The sequence below is a fragment of the Micromonospora sp. ATLC16 genome, from assembly GCF_057196645.1.
In genome coordinates this window covers 59,298-74,464 of sequence record NZ_JBXUOW010000008.1, presented here as the reverse complement: position 1 = coordinate 74,464, position 15,167 = coordinate 59,298, and the positions used below count along the sequence as shown (strand labels likewise).

The following is a 15,167-nucleotide window of genomic DNA, read 5'->3' as shown; positions in this document are numbered from 1 at the left end:
GGCTCACCTGGTCGACTCAGCGAGATGGCGCAGCCGGTGATGCACCCCGCCGTAGGGACTCGCGCCCGCCAGGACAGCTTTGGTGAGGGCCGCGTGCATCGTGTACAGCGGATCGCAGACGTTGCCGGGTGCAGCGCGGCCGGCCTGGGAGACGAGCTGGTAGGCATCAAGCAACTCCAGCCCGGTCAGGTGTGCCGCCCAGGTCACCAGGTCGTGCTGGCTGATCCGGTACGCGTCCTCCAGAGGCCGGGCGGCGCCGATCGAGACGATCCGGTGGTCGGTCTCAATACGCGGCCATGGTGTAGCCATGCCTTTGATCAGGTCGACGGCGACGGTGACGTTCATGGCAGTTTCCACCGCGACGCCGCACACCTCGCCCTGGCCTTGGCGGGCGTGGCCGTCGCCAATAGCGAACAGCGCGCCGGGGACGTTGACGCCGAGGTAGACGGTGACTCCCGGACGGATCTCCGGAGTGTCGAGGTTCCCGCCGTGGGCGTCAGGCACGATCGTGGATCGCACTTCCCCACCGGCCGGAGCGACTCCCACCGTGCCGAGCATCGGCTCCAGGGGCATGACGACCGCGTGGTCGGAGCGGCGGGCGTGGAAGGTGACGGTGTCGGCGGCGGCGTCGATGGTGTAACGCCACACGCGTTCCTCGATCGGCGGGTGCAGCATCGCCGTGGTGTGGGTGCCGGTCAGCGCCCCGAAGTGCGGGAACGTGGCGGACATGCCCCAGTCGCGGGCGGGAGTGATGGCCGCGAAGTGCAGCGCGAGAGTGTCGCCGGGCTCCGCGCCTGCGACGTGGAAGGGGCCGGTGACGGGATTGAACGCCTGGCACACCTTCGAGGGCAGGTCATCGACAGTGCGGATGGCGCCACCGAAGCAGTCCTCGGTGCTGGTGACCAGGAGGCTGCCGGGCGTGATCTCGGCGACCGCCGGGTGGGTGCCGAAGGTGTGGCGCAGTTCGTTCTCGCTCGGCTGGTAGGTGACGGTGTTGGTCATGCCGAGTCCCGTCCGTCTGCGAGGCCGGACAGCTGGGGCCGGCGGCCGGCGGCGTACAAACCTGCCAGGGTCAGTAGGCCGAGGGTGAGCCAGACGAAGCCGAGGCGTTGCGCGGCCACGTTGGCGTTGACCACGACGTAAGCGAGGATCGTGAACCCGATTCCCGGAAGGATCAGGTGCGCGACGTAGTTCCGGCTGCAGCGGCGGACCAGGTAGTGCCAGACGACGGCGAGGTGCAGGACGAGGAACGCGGTCAGCGCGCCGAAGTTGATCAGGCTGGACAGCAGCGTGATGCCGTCGGTGCGCCAGTTCATGTACAGGCCGATCGCCAGCGACACCAGCGCGGTGAGAGTGATGGCGTGGGTGGGCACGCTGTGACGCACCGAGACCGTGGCCAGGAACTTCGGCAGCTGCCGGTCGCGGGCCATGGCGTACAGCAGCCGCGAGGTGGCGACCTGCGCGACGAGAGAGTTCGCCACGCCCCAGGCGACGGCGGTGGCGACCGCGCACAGGGTGGCGAGCCAGGGGCCACCGGCGATACGCGCGGCGTCGTAGAACGCTGTCCCGTCCGGGTCGCCGTTCGCCACGAGGCCGCCCGGTTCGGGCACCAGCAACGCGGCCATCCAGGTCTGGGTGATGAAGAGCAGTCCGGCCACGCCAAGCGCGGCGGCCATCGCCCGGCCGATCTGCCCCGCGCCGCCCTTGTTCTCCTCGGCCAGCATCGAGATGCCGTCGAAGCCGAGGAAGCTGAGCACAGCGATCGACACCGCGCCGAACACCAGCGCCCAGGTGAACGTGTCAGGGTTGTAGAGCGGCGTCCACGAGAAGCCCTGTCCCTTGCCCTGCGCGAGAGCACGACCGGCTGCGGCAAGGAAGGTCACCAGTACGATCACCTCGCCGATGAGCATCACGCGGGTGACGAGGGCCGTCATCCGCATTCCCCGGTAGTTGATCAGCGTGTTGAGCAGCACGAAGCCGACCAACCAAGCCCAGACGGGGACCACCGGTACGGTGGAGTGCATCGCGACCGCCGCGATCAGGTACAGCAGGCTCGGCACCAGCACGTAGTCCAGCAGGATGGCCCAGCCCGCGAGGAAGCCGACCGGTGCGCCGATTCCCCGGCCCGCGTAGTTGTAGACGCTGCCTGCCAGCGGGAACGCCTTGACCATCTGGGCGTACGAGGCAGCGGTGAACACCAGCGCCACCATGCCGACCACGTAGGCCAGCGCCACCATCCCGCCGGCGCCCGCGTAGACGGATCCGAAGATGCCCATCGGTGCGATCGGCACCATGAACACCAGCCCGTAGAAGAGCAGGTCGGCGAAGCCGAGTGAGCGGCGCAGCTCCGGTCGGTACCCGAACCGCGACGAGTCTGGCGACACCTGCGCCACGCCGATCTCCGGTGGCGGCGCTGTCTGCCTCGTGTGCATGGTGTGTCGTTCCTTCCTGTCGGTCATCGATGCCGGCGCGCTCGCGGCGGTGATGGATCTGGCCAGGCGGCGGCAGCGGCTCAGGCGGCAGACGCATAGCCAGGCACTGCTGGATCGGCTGCTAGAGGCGCCAGACGATGGACAAGTCCTGGGCGCAGCCACCGACCCGCACGGCGACGAACAAGCGGCGGAAAATGCCGCCGAGTTCCTCAGGTGCCGCGTCCGCCACCAATGCCGGCGCTGGTGCCGCCACCGCCTCCAGGACGAGCTGTTCGATGGCCTCGGCATCCACGGCGGTCAGCCGGCAACCGCAGGGTCCTCGGTAGGCGCGCTGGCCGAGCATTCGCGCGGGCTGCAGCGATGTGCCGCAACCGCGGCAGAGCAGCAGTCCTTCAAGGGTGAAGACCGTCGAGACAGGCAGTTCGGACTGCGCTGGCCGTTCACCGCTCCGGCGGGATGCGGCGCGGCGAACGCGGTCGCGCAGGACGCCGCTTCGCACGTCTATGGCCACGGGGCACCTCCACCATCACCGCTGCTCGCGAACGCGAGGGCTGTCCACGGCGGTGGAGGTCTGGCGAACTTCCGATCGCCCGATCCATCGCCGTGGTTGTCTATGCGACCAGCCTGCGGGTCCGGCCTGTCCCGTGACCACGCGTGGACGTTCTAGTGTTGTCCTAGTTTCAGCTCGTCTGCGCCCGCCGTCGTCTACTACGCTGCCGACTGCGACAATGACGCTGAGTGCACGGCCTGGGGGCAATCCCGTGGAGACAGTACGACGGTGGACCGGCCGCGAGGCGAAAGCATTACGCCTGGCTCTACGCATGAGCGTGCGCGGATTCGCCGAGCACCTGGGCGTCAATCCGGCGGCCATCTCCAACTGGGAGAAGCGCGGTGCCGCCACCCGGATGCGCTACGAGACCCAACAGATGCTCGATGTCGATCTGGCACGGTCACCAACCGAGGTCAAGCAGCGGTTCGCCCAGACCCTCAAGGCGTCAGCGACCGCGGAGCCGAGCGCCTCAACCGTGCCTGCCGGCGGCAGCCGGCCCACCAGGCAGGATCTCGGCACCCGGTCCCAAGAACGGACGGCCGCCGTCCTCGCCGCGCTCGGTGGCCAACAACCCGATGATCTCGCGTACACGCCCCCGGCCGACATCCAGCGCCTGGTGGCGGACTTCCTCGCCTCGACCGCGCGCGTCTATCTGATCATCGGGCCCCCGGGCTGCGGCAAGACCAGCTTCACCCACCACCTGGCGTCGCGGGCACCCGAAGTGGATGTTCAGTTGCTGACCGCGGACTCGTGGACCGAGGACACCGACCTGGCGCGCGAGATCCTCCGCTACGGATCCCAACCGGCCGGCGAGGATTCCCTGCTGACCCTAGAAATTGAGAGCCGGGACCTGTCCCGGCCGCTGCTCGTCATCATCGACAGCCCTCAGTCCCACGCCGTGGTGGACAAGGTCTGCCGCCAGCTCGACGCCACCCTGCGGCAGGTGCTCTCGGGCAACCTGAGGTTTCTGCTCGTACTGCGCACACCACCGGAGATCGAGCTGGCGCCCTACCCCGTCCTGTCGGCAGCGGTCATGCCCGGTCGGGGCCAGGCGCAGAGTGCCGAGCCCTCGCTGCGGCTGGACCGCTGGGACATCCCCACCGCCCGAGAGGTGTGGAACGCTCAGCGGCATGTCGATGAACCGCCGTTCGACGCCCTGCCTCCGAAGATTCGCAACCTGGCCCGCCTGCCGCTGTACATGAGCCTCATCCGAGCGGCCAAGTCGACCGAGCCGCTCGGGCAACCCAACGCCTACCGGCTCGTGGAATTCTGCGTCGCCTCGATCTTGAAGGCGGCGAGCCTGAACGTCGACCGCGCGACGGCGGACCTGACGGCACTCGCCCGCAGGCAGCTCGCTGCGGCATGGCCGCACCCGCTGCTTCCTTCGATCGAAGCCAACCCGCCGGGCGATGTCAGTGAACTTACCGCGTCTCCGATCGCGAGACTCGTGCGGTCGGGCCGGTCCGTGGATCTGACCTTCCATCACGACGTCATCCGTGAGTTTCTCTTCGCGCGGTGGCTCGCCCAGATCATCGAGGCACACGGACGGTCGACCCTCACCATCGAGTTGCTCAACGACCTGGCCGCCCGCACGAGCGCGTCGGGCGACCTGCGGGGCGTCCTGGAATTCTTGTTGCAGGGCTTGGACGCGACGTCGCCGGAGCTGCTGGCCGCCGTCGCCCAGTCACCGTCGATCAGCATCACCGAGACGCTGCCCCTGATGCTCGAACTCACCGGTGAGAGCCCGGCGTTCACCACCGCCGAGGTGCTGCGCGTGTGCGCCTCCCGGTGCCTGCACGACAATGGCCTATCGCTGGCCAGAGCCCTCCTGCACACCAACGCAGCCGCGACGGCTCTGGGCGCGGAGTACCCGCGATGGATGCTGCGGGTGCTGCGCCGCTTCGGTCCGGCAGTCTGGTCCGACATCGTGGCTTGCGTCGAGACGCAGCTGCCCCTCGCGGCCGTCCAGGACTTCGTCCGCCTCGCGCAGCTCGACACCGTAGAGGACGCGGTGTTCCTCGCCCGACACTTCTACGTCTTCCTCACCGCCGACGACAGCACTTCCCAGGAGCTGAAGACTCTTCTGGCCCACCCCGACTGGCGAGCCCGCGCCGCCCTCGCCGAGGGGATCCGCGCAGGCCACGCGATCCCCCAGCAGACGGTGGTCTCGATCATGGAGGCGTTGACCACGGACCGCGACTACAAAGTCCGCGCCGCCGCCGCCGAAACTGCCGGCCGGTCGACCGTCCCCGGTCTGGAACATCTCCCGGCCACGCTTCTCGACGACCGCAACTGGCATGTTCGCGAACGTCTCCTCCGAGGACTGTCCCTCAGAGTTGGGGACGAAGACTCGGCCGCCGATCTTGTCATTCGGAGCCAGGACGCATGGCGCCACGGCCCTCGAAACGTGCGAGTTGCCGCCCAGCGACTCCTACTGAAGTGCGGAAGGCAACCGCTGCAGGATGAGGACTCCTCCCGCAGTGCCCTGTTCGGCCTGCTCCGAGAGATCCGTACCGGTGCTCTGCGGCTGCCCACGAACGTCCAGTCGGCGCTGATCTGCCAGGGCGTCGCCTCGGCCGACTGGCTCGTACGCGCCGAAGCCAACCTGCTTGAGCAGCAGGGCACAGCCACGACCATCGCCGAAGGCATCAGTAAAGAAGCTTTCCGGCGCCTCCGAGACAGACGGGCACTTCAGATCGCACTCGACGTCCGCGACGTCGACCACGCGATCACCGTCGCCCAAGCCGCAGCCAGCGCGGGTGTGCAATTCATCGAGATCGGCGACCCGCTCATCAAAAGCGTCGGCGTCCACGCCATCAGCGCGGTCAAGCAGCGAACTCCCGATGCCTGGATCGTCGCCGAGATGATGTCCGCCGACTGGGGACGCGACCAGGTGGTCCTCGCCGCCGAGGCCGGAGCCGACGTCGTACTGCTCATCGGACCCGCCAGCATCGCCAGCGTGTCCGCGGCAGCCGAAGCGAGCAGGCGCTTGGGTATCCCCATCATGATCGACGTGCCCGAGGGCCGACTGGTCCAGGGCTGGGTCCAGGACATGGAACGCGCGGGAGTCGACGGCTTCGCCATCACCACGAACATCGACCTGGGCGTGGCCGGCTTTCACCCCCTCGACCAGGCGCAGCTCATCAGGTCCTGGACGAAGCTGCCGGTCGCAGTCTCCGGCGGCTTCGAACCCACCGACGTCGAAGCCAGCGGACGACACTCCTGGGACATCCTCGTCGTCGGTCGCGGAGTCACCGACTCCCTGGACCCCGCCCTCGCCGCGCGGGACCTCGCCGCATCGATCGAACTCATCGAAGGACACCACTCATGATCATCACCCCACTCACGGTCGACCGCATCCCCGACCTCGAAAAGCTCCTGGCGCTGGGAGAGCCGTACATCAGGCTGCGGAGCTCATCGGACTACTGGCTGTACGCCACGCTGTTCGCCGACACCTGCCCACTCGTCATCATCGACGGCCAGGTCGCCGGAAGCGTGATCGCCTTTCGAAGCCAGGTCGACCCCTCGGAGATCTACCTGCAAGACGTGATGACGCACCCCGGCCACCGCCGTGAGGGGATCACCCGGGCGCTCGTAGAGGAAGTCCACCGGCAGGGCTCTGTCTGGGGATGCCGCCGCCTCTTCCTCACGTCCGAGCCCGACAACTACGCCGCCCACAGAACGTGGCTCGCTCTGGGCTTCAGCAACGTCCCCGGCGACACGACCGAGGATGGCGTGGCCGTGATCCACGACTACAAGGGGCCGGGAAAGCACCGCGCGGTGTACGAGCGACCGATCAGCGGTTAGCGACAGGTGACCCGCCCGGGTGCCGAACCCTGGGCAGCCCTTGCCAGACGTAGAGAAACGCGGAACATCGCCGTATCTTAAAGAGACGGCGACAGACCGTGGGCAGCGCAGCAACGGACGCTGTAGCGCCGCAGTGCGCGCCCGATCGTTAGCGTACGGCTGAAGCGGGCCGCGCCCGCCCCGAGCAGGGGCAGGCGCGGTTCACGCGGCGCGTGGCGGTGCGGGTTGGTGTAGGCGGAGCAGGCGGGCGAGGGTGGCGGCTTGGTCAACGGTGGGGAGGCCGGCTTCGGCGGCCAGGGCTTGGATTTCGCTTTCGGTTGCGGGGTCGGTCAGGTAGCGGGCCATCGACAGCGTCCCTGGCAGGCGTGGAGCGTCCGCCTCGGGGTGTGCGGTCGGGGCCTCGCCGCCGGTTGTCCGCGTGGGCGCGGTCGGCGGCGACGGGTGTGGTGTGTTCGCGCGTGATTGCTGGTCACGGCGTGTGGCCATGTCCCTCCCAGGACGGCTCGTGGCGTGGGAGTGGGGTGTAGGGCCATGGGCATCTCCTCTCTCCGTTGGCAGGCTGTTCTGTAGATCGATCGGCGGATTGGGCTGGCCGGGGTCGGGCGGCGGGTCGGCGTGGTCGCCGGCCGGGTGACTTCGGGTGCGGCGAGCAACGCGTGGAGGGCCGCGGACGGTATCTCCGGTGGCCGCGGAAGTGAAGAGGTTCGCCGCTCACAGCGACTCACAGCGGTGTGCCGTCGGTGTGAGTGCGCGGGTGGGCGCGGATCTGCCTCCGAACAGCTCTGCTGACAGACCTGACGACTCCTCTCCGACGTGCGGGGTCCGCTCTCGTCGCCTCGGTGTGCGCCCGTGCGCGCACAACGGCTACCGCTGCGGCGGGTGCGAGTAGGTCCAGCGGTGTAGGGCGTTTGGGGCCGCCGTACGCACCGCGTCTTCCGCCTGGCCTCATCAGGCGGCCCGCTCGTCCGGCTCGGGTTGGTGGTGGGCGGGGTATTCGTCGTCGTGGCGGGTGTCGGTGTAGGGCAGGTCGATGAGGCGGTGACGGCCGGCGCGGCCGGGTAGCTGCCAGACCTGATGGGCGGGGCTGGCGGTGAGGGCGGTGCGTAGTTCGGCGGTGGTGGTGGCGATGACGGTCTCGAGGCCGGTGCCGGCGATCCGGTGGTGCAGGTTCGCCTCCCGGCGGGCCGAGGGGAGATGGAACAGCACTGGCCATGCCCAGGTGCTCATCGTGTACAGCCGCTCGTATTTGATGACTTTGTCGATGAGGACCTGGAGGCTTTCTCCGCTGGTGTCGTACTCGAGGAAGAACGGCACGGACCGTCCGTGCTCGGTCCACACCCCGGCGCCGTCCGGGCGGGGGAAGCCGGTCGCTCCGGCGATGATGATCTGTGGGTCGCCGCCTTTTCGGTAGAGGGTGCCGGGTTCGTGGTAGGCCGATGCGGGCTGCCAGCGGGTCAGCTCGGTGTCGGGGTGGGTGCGGGCGTGTGCGGCGAGGTCGATGAAGATCTGGTTGGCACCGAGCAGGTGTGGCAGGTCCGGGCGGCGGGTGAGGGAGTGTTTGCGTCGGCGTGCCTGGTCGCGGCGGCCTCGGGGGAGTCCGCGTTGGGCGTGGACGTGGTCGTAGCCGAGTTGGTCCAGGACGTAGTGGTAGGGGTGGGAGCCGCCGTCGGCCTTGTTGGGCCGGAATCGGTCCACTGCCCGTAGGGCGGTGAGGCGGCGTAGCCGGCGTTGGGTGAAGTCCAGGGATGGGAAGAGGGCGGCGGCGATCTGGTCGGTGGTGAGCACGCCGTGGTCGTAGAGCCAACCCAGGAGCCGGTCGTCGCGGGCGGTGACGCTGGCCTGCAGGCGCAGTAGCGGATCCGCGGTCGGCAGGTGTTTACCCACGGGCAGCCCCTGGGGGGAGACCCGAGACTGGAGGGTCTGTCTGGAGCGGTCTCGGACCGCTGACAGCGGGGTTGACCTGGGCTGTAAGCGAAGTCGGGGCGTCAGGTTGGGGGTCAGGATCAAGACGGACGGTAGAACGGAGAGCGGCGCTGACCGCTGAACCGCCGGGCACAACGGCTGCGAGGCGACGGTGCCGTGCAACCCTGCATGGGTTCAGCTGGCGACGCCGCTGAAGGTCGCTGGAGTGGGTCGTCATCGTTGCTGCTCCAAGGTCGAAGAGGCGGGTGTGCGGTGCGTAAGCCGTCCGCCGTGGCGGACGGACCCGCGCTGACAGGGCTGGTCAGGTGGTGTCAGCTGCCGCGTCTTCTGGCAGGCGTGGGTGCGGTTCTGACAGTGGCTGCTCGAGCTGACAGCAGCCGATGGTCGAAGCTCTGTCACGCGGCCTCCCTCGGTGACAGATCCGGTTCGGGCGCGGTGGTCTCGGCGCGCAGGACACGCACGAGCGCGGAGGCGGTGGCGTTGGACAACTGGTGCCCGTCCGCGCGTAGCTGGTGCGCGAGGGCCTTGCGGGACAGCGGTGTCCCCTCGGCGGTGAGAGTGCGGGCGGCGGTCCGGGCGGCCGGGACCAGCGCGGCGACCTCCGGACCGTCCTCGTCCGTCGCCATCTCGGTGTCCCGGCGGTCCAGGACCGCCAGAGGTTGGTCCGTGACGGCGGGGACCGTGGTCCCGCGGTCCGGAACCGCGCTGGCGGTGACGGGGACCGTTGCTCCGATGTCCGGGACCGTCGCGTCAACAGCGGGCGGCGGTCCGGGCTTTGTTCGCTCGGGTCGGGCGGTCTGCTTGGGCGGGGTGGGGTCGGTGCGGCTGAGAGCGATCTTGACCATCGCCAGGAACCCGAGGGCTGGGAGGGCGGCGGCGATCCAGCCGATCACCGATGCCTCCGCCTCGACCACCTGCGCGGCCAGCGACAGCAGTACCGCCACCACGAGCACCGCGGCGGGGAAGGCGACGGACGTGCCGAGGCGCCGTTTGCGGCGCAGCTGCAGACCGGCGGCGATCGACATCAGCTCGAGGACGATCGCGTCGGCCCAGGCCAGCCAGCCCGGCTGGCCGTGCGCGGCGGCGACGTCGTGCACGTGGGTGAACGACGCCGCGCCGGCCGCGCCGCCGATCAGCAGCATGATCGCCACCTGGGTGCGGTCCTCCCACCGCTGCCGCCTCGCGCCCGCCGGGTGTGGTGAGTTGAGGTGTCGCTGGTCAGGTGTCGCCAACGGCCCACCATCCAGATTCGGGCGGCGCATGCATGTCCGCGGTGGGCGTTGTCGTGGAACGGCGGTCCGCGACGGCTACCGCCATATCGGACGGGTTGGTGTGGTGCGCTATCACGTTCTGCTCCTCGATCAAGTTGTTTGGGTTACGGGTGCGGGCATGGGAAGGATCGGCCCCGGGGTAGCGACTGCCCGGCTCGGGTCAGCTTCCGGGCAGGCGCGAACCTGCCGGGTGACGCCCGGCAGGGCGGACCCTTCACGTGGGCAGGGGACGGCGAACAGTCACTATGGTCGAGTCAACGAACACGCCTCACCCCGCGCAGGGGCAGGCAGCAGGGCAGCAGGCGTCGCCACAACCGACACAACAGGGCTGCGTTTCGACGCGCGGACACAGGGGCAGGCGGCCAAGCCGAGCCACACCAGATCGGGACTCACCACCGCCAGCGCCATAGAAGCGCTCAGGTGGTGCGGCGGCTCAACTCGCCGACAGGCGATCCTTCATGTGGGGCCTCCCTACTCTCAATGCCCCCGCACGACGTCGGCACGAACAACGGCAGGCACCCCGTCCGGGGGTGCCTGCCCGCTGCGTGTGTGGCCGACCGCGCCAACCGGCGCTGCGGGAACGTCACTCCATTACGCCCCGGGAAAACCGATGGAGTCAACCCCTGTTTTGTAACGGAATGATCAAGGGGCTTGCCGTAAATCCTACGGAGTGCTACGCGGTCCGCTCTATCACTCCACAGTCCGATCCCGTCCGGCGATCGGGGCAGAAAAACCTCACGAGGCCGCCCGAACTTTGGAAGGCCGATCTCAACACGCGAACCTCGCTCAGCGGCAGACGCACCTCACCGCCAATGAGGGCTGGCTCTTCGAGGCGTACGGCGGTCAACAGACCAGCGGCAGGTCGTACGCTGCGGCCATGGACGTCACCTATGACTGGGGCGTGGACCAGCCCCCGGATCCGGCCGCCGAGCGGGCCAGCGAGGTGGACGCCGACGGGTTGACCCCCGAGCAGTTGCCGGAAGTGCGGGAGCTGACCGCGCAGGGCTGGCAGCTGGCGTCGGACGCGCCACTGCACGCGTTCCTGCCGGTAGTGTGGCCCCGCGACCTGCGGACCTGGGTGCCGGACCGGGCGACCCGCTACGAGTGGTGGTACGAGCAGGACCCGAAGACCCGCCGGGTGATCCGCGAGCAGACGGTCCGCTCCAGCTGGGAGTCGCGTAACGAGGTCGACAACGACACCGCTTGGTCGTTGGAACGTGTCGGGATCACAGGCCGGCCCCGGGGACGGTTGTGGCTGTTCAAGCCACCGACCGGATACGCAAGCGTTGAGGAGGTCCTGGACGAGGTGGGGCGCCGCGCCCAGCAGCAGGGCATCGGCGCGGAGATGAGCGAGCCGTTCGTGGAGCTGACCGCACGAACCTTGCGCAGCACTCCCTAGAGACCCGGAGCTGGCCCTCCCGATCGCTGCTGGCAGCGCGACTAGCTCAAATCGGTGCCGCCAGCATCACGTAGAGCAGTGTGGGCACGGCAGGGCGACCACCCCGTGCGCGAGCGTCGTCCGGCGTGAGACCTATTCCGAACCGCAGTCGTAGCGGGTCGGCTTCGACGGCATCGCACTCACCAGAGGCGCGGACAGAGCGGCCACCCACTGCCCGGAAGCCTCGCCCGCCGGCGCGTAGGCAGCGGGAATGGTGACGGCAACCGGAACCTCGCGGTCCAACGTCTCCCACACCGTCGCCGTCTCACGCACCTGCGCGTACCAGCAGACTCCGGAGATGATCCAGATCTTGGCCGTCGGCTCCGGTATAGCCTCCTTCGTGCCGCACTGATCGTCAGCGGAGGATCTCCGAACGCCGCATTCTGCTCGGGGCCGTCGCTTATGCGTCTGACCCCAAGCCCTCGCAGCCGCGCTGGCAACTCCGAGGTGAACGCTCGGGACTGCTCCGGGGACAGTCGCGGTGCCGCCTACAGGTGGACTGGTCCGACGAGCAGTGCCGCACCTCGCGTCTATTCGTCTGCCGTCGGGGGTGGGCGCATGAACGCCGACCCAAGGATCAGGGAGGCGGCGGCACCAAGGACGCCGGGTAGGAACCACAGGTTCCCGTACGATGCTTCCGTGCGCTGCCCCCCGCCGGACGCCGTGTAGATGGTCAATGGAATGGCCAAGGCTGCGGTCGTCAGGGGGACGGCGGTCCACCGGGCGACGATCCCCCACCTCCGGCCGGGTACCGCGCCGATGTCGACGAGTGTGCGTCTGGTCAGTGAGTGCGCGACGACCAATGCGAAGCCACCCAGGAGAAGAATTATGGTGGCCGTCGTCGCGCCGAGGAAGCTGGCGGTGTTGGCTACGGAGCGTAGCCGGTCGTAGGCTGTTGGGTCGGTCCCGCTGGCGATCTGCGCGCTCGGGGCGAGCCGGATTGCTGCCGCTCGAACGAGGAACTGGTCGCGGGGTGACAATCGGTCGAAGTCCGGAAGAAGTACCTCGCTGGTTCCGTTCGCGGTGAGCCCGAATTTCTCGGCCACGACGCTGTCCGGGGCGACCACCAAGCCGGGCAGGTTGCCGCCGAGCAGCGGGTCGGCTTCCGCGTGGGTGTCGGCGCGCATCGATGCCGTCCCGTCTCCGCTAGCGAACACCAGCAGCCCGACCTTTCCGGTCTCCAGCAGGTGTTGGTCGGCTCGTGGTGCCGACCCGGGTGCGCCGAGCATGACCCGGTTGAGTGGTGCCGCTGACTTTCGGGGGAAGCAGTCCGTCACATCATTCGGATTGAGTGTGCGCTGGCTGGACATGCATGTGAGCACCTTCGGCGCCGTCACGCGAAGCTGAGCCTTCGACTCGTCGGGGATTGCGTAGCGCACGATCTGCCGCCCACCGTGCGATCGGTAGAACGACTCCAGCGCCTGAATCGAGGTGTCCGGCATCTCGCTGACGACGAAGGAACCGGCTGGTTCGAGCGGGCTCGACAGAGCTTCACCGACGTTAGCGTCGTAGGTGCTCTGCGCCGACCAGTATCCGCTGAGCACCACGACGACCGCGCCGGTGGCCGCGACTGGCCGCAGACCCGCGAGCAGGTGCCGCATCAGAATCCTGGTAGCCGTGGGCAGTCCCCAGCAGAGGATGGGTGCGAACACTGACGGCAGTGCGAACGCGACGACACCGGCCGCCAATGGTGCGAGCGCGGCGACGCGACCTGACTGCGACCCCGGTGACACCCGCGTCAGGACCACAAGTGCGGCAAGGCCAAGACCTACGGCTACTGCCCCCGACGTGGTCGCCCAGCGACCTTGGGAGGGCCGCGTAGGGCGGCGTTGCGCCCACCGCGAGCTGAGCCGCGTCAGCGGCACGGCCGCCAGCGCCAAGATGATGGTCAGACCCAGCACAGCGATGGGTTCCTGCCACGGGATCGCGATCCCTACCCATTGCTGCCCCACCCACCCGGATACCGGGTCGCGTGCGAGGAACAGGACAGCGGACGCGGTGCAGCCGCCGAGGATCTCGCCAGCCAGCACGGTCGCGCAGACGATGGACAGCACTCTGCGCCACGCCAGCGCGGGCGCCATCCCTGCGGCGATCAGTGCTTCGGCGTCAAGCCGCCATCGACGGGACAGCACCGCACCCGCCGCGACGAGCAGGATGCCCAACAGCAGACCACAGCCGGCCGGGACGAACCGCATGGCGCTGAGGAACTGGGGTCTGTTCTGCGCGGTGGCCTCAAGGACAGAGTCCACGGACTGGTAGGTAGCCGTGCGCTGATCGAGGATGGGCTGCAGCGTGGCCACTGTGTAGAAGTCCGTATCGCTGAGCCAGATAGCGGGCCGGAACTCCGCCGACCTCGCCACGAGTTGCACCAAGGTGCTCGTCGTCCGGTTGGCCGGATCCACTGACAGGCCCACGACCCGTCCCGGTCGTTGGCCATCCCCTGTTCGCACCTGAACCGTGTCGCCGATCGAGATGCCCAGGGCCTGCGCGGTTGACTCAGACAGCAGGAGCTCGCCGGCGTCCCGGGGTCGGGTGCCCTGAGTGAGGACCCCCAGCTCCAAGGATGGCGTGGTGTAGGCACGAACCAGCACGGGTGCCGAGAGGTCACCCGCGAGCACGTCACCCGTCTGGTCCTGCACCGGCATGGCGTCCGGGACGGTCGAGATAGTCGCGCTCGCCGCGGGATCGCCGGTCTGAAGCGCGTAGCGATTGCCCCCGATATCGGCCCGAACCGAGTCCTGGATCGCCCGTTCGGCGCTGGTGCGGGCCACGGCCAGGCCGACCACGGTTCCACCCAGCATGAAGCCCAGCAGCGTGAGCACGGCCACCTGTGCCACGCGGTGACGCACGAAGGCCACGGTCAGTGCCGAGCCACCGAGGCGAGAGCTCATGCCAACTGCACCAGCTTGCCCCGGGACAGCTCGAAGCAACGATCCAGGCGCCGCGCCACGTCCGGGTCGTGGGTAGCGACTACGACCACCAGCTGTTCCTGGTGTCCGAGATCGACAAGGATGTCCGCGACCCGCTCGGTGTTGTCTACGTCAAGCGCCCCGGTCGGCTCGTCGGCGAGGATGACCGAGGTTCCCGCCATAAGTGCACGGGCGATCGCCACGCGTTGTTGCTGGCCCCCCGACAACTTCGCCGGAAGACGGTCCCGCATCGACATGGGCAGCGCAACGCGACCGAGCATCGCACCGACGTCCGCCCGTGAGCGGCTGACACCCCTCAGTTCAGCGGCCAGCAACATGTTCTGCTCGACCGTCAGGAACGGCACCAGACGGTAGTCCTGATGGATGAAGGACACCCTGGGATCGCCCGCCGAACGCCACGACGTCGTGACTACGGCAGTGCCATCGATGCTGACCCTGCCGGAGGTGGGCGCTTGCTCCCCAGCCAGGAGGCGCAATAGCGTGCTCTTGCCGCTGCCACTCGGACCCATGACCCCAGTCGTACCGGGCGGCAGAGTGAAGTCGAGCCCATCGAGCGGTATGACATCCGGATATTTGACGGTCACCTGCTCAAGCGTGATCATGGCACCCCCGGCGGACTCGCGTGGCGGGCCGGAAGTGCCGGCCCACCACGCGATCCTGCCACAAATCAGACGTGCGTGATCTCATACGCTCCGCTGCATCCGGAGTAGCAGGTGTACCAGTCGGTGTACCTCCACACATTGAGCGCGGTGAAGTAGTCACCGGTGTAGTCCGGTCCCAAGTTCCGGATCAGCTTCGGCCGCGCCTTCGAATCAG

At 68.6% G+C, this 15,167-nt stretch carries 10 protein-coding genes; 3 read left to right on the top strand and 7 right to left on the bottom strand.

Annotated features, from left to right (window positions below):
• Positions 1-3 precede the first annotated feature (3 nt).
• From AC2CHE_RS05750 to AC2CHE_RS05740, 3 genes are all read right to left on the bottom strand, one after another.
• Positions 4-1,002, bottom strand: a complete 999-nt coding sequence (locus tag AC2CHE_RS05750) for an acetamidase/formamidase family protein (RefSeq protein WP_484503838.1) — start codon at positions 1,000-1,002, stop codon at positions 4-6.
• Positions 999-2,432 carry an APC family permease gene (locus tag AC2CHE_RS05745; RefSeq protein WP_484503837.1) on the bottom strand — a complete coding sequence of 478 codons (1,434 nt, stop codon included), beginning with the start codon at positions 2,430-2,432 and terminating at the stop codon, positions 999-1,001. The genes AC2CHE_RS05750 and AC2CHE_RS05745 overlap by 4 nt, the downstream gene beginning before the upstream one ends.
• A 121-nt stretch (positions 2,433-2,553) precedes the next feature.
• The gene (locus AC2CHE_RS05740; protein WP_484503836.1) at positions 2,554-2,775 is read right to left on the bottom strand and encodes a hypothetical protein; all 222 of its coding nucleotides are present in this window, start codon (positions 2,773-2,775) and stop codon (positions 2,554-2,556) included.
• 55 nt (positions 2,776-2,830) lie between these two features.
• Here AC2CHE_RS05740 and AC2CHE_RS05735 point away from each other — a divergent pair, with 55 nt between their 5' ends.
• Positions 2,831-6,313 carry an orotidine 5'-phosphate decarboxylase / HUMPS family protein gene (locus tag AC2CHE_RS05735; RefSeq protein WP_484503835.1) on the top strand — a complete coding sequence of 1,161 codons (3,483 nt, stop codon included), beginning with the start codon at positions 2,831-2,833 and terminating at the stop codon, positions 6,311-6,313.
• The gene (locus AC2CHE_RS05730; RefSeq protein WP_484503834.1) at positions 6,310-6,789 is read left to right on the top strand and encodes a GNAT family N-acetyltransferase; all 480 of its coding nucleotides are present in this window, start codon (positions 6,310-6,312) and stop codon (positions 6,787-6,789) included. Before AC2CHE_RS05735 ends, AC2CHE_RS05730 begins: the two co-directional genes overlap by 4 nt.
• A gap of 948 nt (positions 6,790-7,737) precedes the next feature.
• Here AC2CHE_RS05730 and AC2CHE_RS05725 read toward each other — a convergent pair.
• Positions 7,738-8,673, bottom strand: coding sequence for a replication-relaxation family protein (locus tag AC2CHE_RS05725; RefSeq protein WP_484503833.1), 936 nt, complete (start codon positions 8,671-8,673; stop codon positions 7,738-7,740).
• Between the two features lie 434 nt (positions 8,674-9,107).
• A complete protein-coding gene (locus tag AC2CHE_RS05720; RefSeq protein ID WP_484503832.1) occupies positions 9,108-9,944 on the bottom strand; it encodes a DUF2637 domain-containing protein in 837 nt (278 codons plus the stop codon).
• Positions 9,945-10,860: 916 nt separating this feature from the next.
• On the opposite strand from AC2CHE_RS05720, the gene AC2CHE_RS05715 reads away from it, so the two are divergent.
• Positions 10,861-11,382 (top strand): DUF5956 family protein, encoded by a 522-nt coding sequence (locus tag AC2CHE_RS05715; protein WP_484503831.1) that lies wholly within the window; start codon positions 10,861-10,863, stop codon positions 11,380-11,382.
• Between the two features lie 569 nt (positions 11,383-11,951).
• Here AC2CHE_RS05715 and AC2CHE_RS05710 read toward each other — a convergent pair.
• Together AC2CHE_RS05710 and AC2CHE_RS05705 are read right to left on the bottom strand one after the other, a co-directional pair.
• A complete protein-coding gene (locus AC2CHE_RS05710; protein ID WP_484503830.1) occupies positions 11,952-14,312 on the bottom strand; it encodes a hypothetical protein in 2,361 nt (786 codons plus the stop codon).
• Positions 14,309-14,953: an ABC transporter ATP-binding protein gene (locus AC2CHE_RS05705; RefSeq protein WP_484503829.1), complete on the bottom strand. Its 645-nt coding sequence runs from the start codon at positions 14,951-14,953 to the stop codon at positions 14,309-14,311. Before AC2CHE_RS05705 ends, AC2CHE_RS05710 begins: the two co-directional genes overlap by 4 nt.
• Positions 14,954-15,167 lie beyond the last annotated feature (214 nt).

Coding starts and splice junctions, on each gene's coding strand:
- AC2CHE_RS05750 (WP_484503838.1), bottom strand. CDS start 1,002: ATGACCAACACCGTCACCTACCAGCCGAGCGAGAACGAACTGCGCCAC.
- AC2CHE_RS05745 (WP_484503837.1), bottom strand. CDS start 2,432: ATGCACACGAGGCAGACAGCGCCGCCACCGGAGATCGGCGTGGCGCAG.
- AC2CHE_RS05740 (WP_484503836.1), bottom strand. CDS start 2,775: ATGCTCGGCCAGCGCGCCTACCGAGGACCCTGCGGTTGCCGGCTGACC.
- AC2CHE_RS05730 (WP_484503834.1), top strand. CDS start 6,310: ATGATCATCACCCCACTCACGGTCGACCGCATCCCCGACCTCGAAAAG.
- AC2CHE_RS05715 (WP_484503831.1), top strand. CDS start 10,861: ATGGACGTCACCTATGACTGGGGCGTGGACCAGCCCCCGGATCCGGCC.
- AC2CHE_RS05710 (WP_484503830.1), bottom strand. CDS start 14,312: ATGAGCTCTCGCCTCGGTGGCTCGGCACTGACCGTGGCCTTCGTGCGT.
- AC2CHE_RS05705 (WP_484503829.1), bottom strand. CDS start 14,953: ATGATCACGCTTGAGCAGGTGACCGTCAAATATCCGGATGTCATACCG.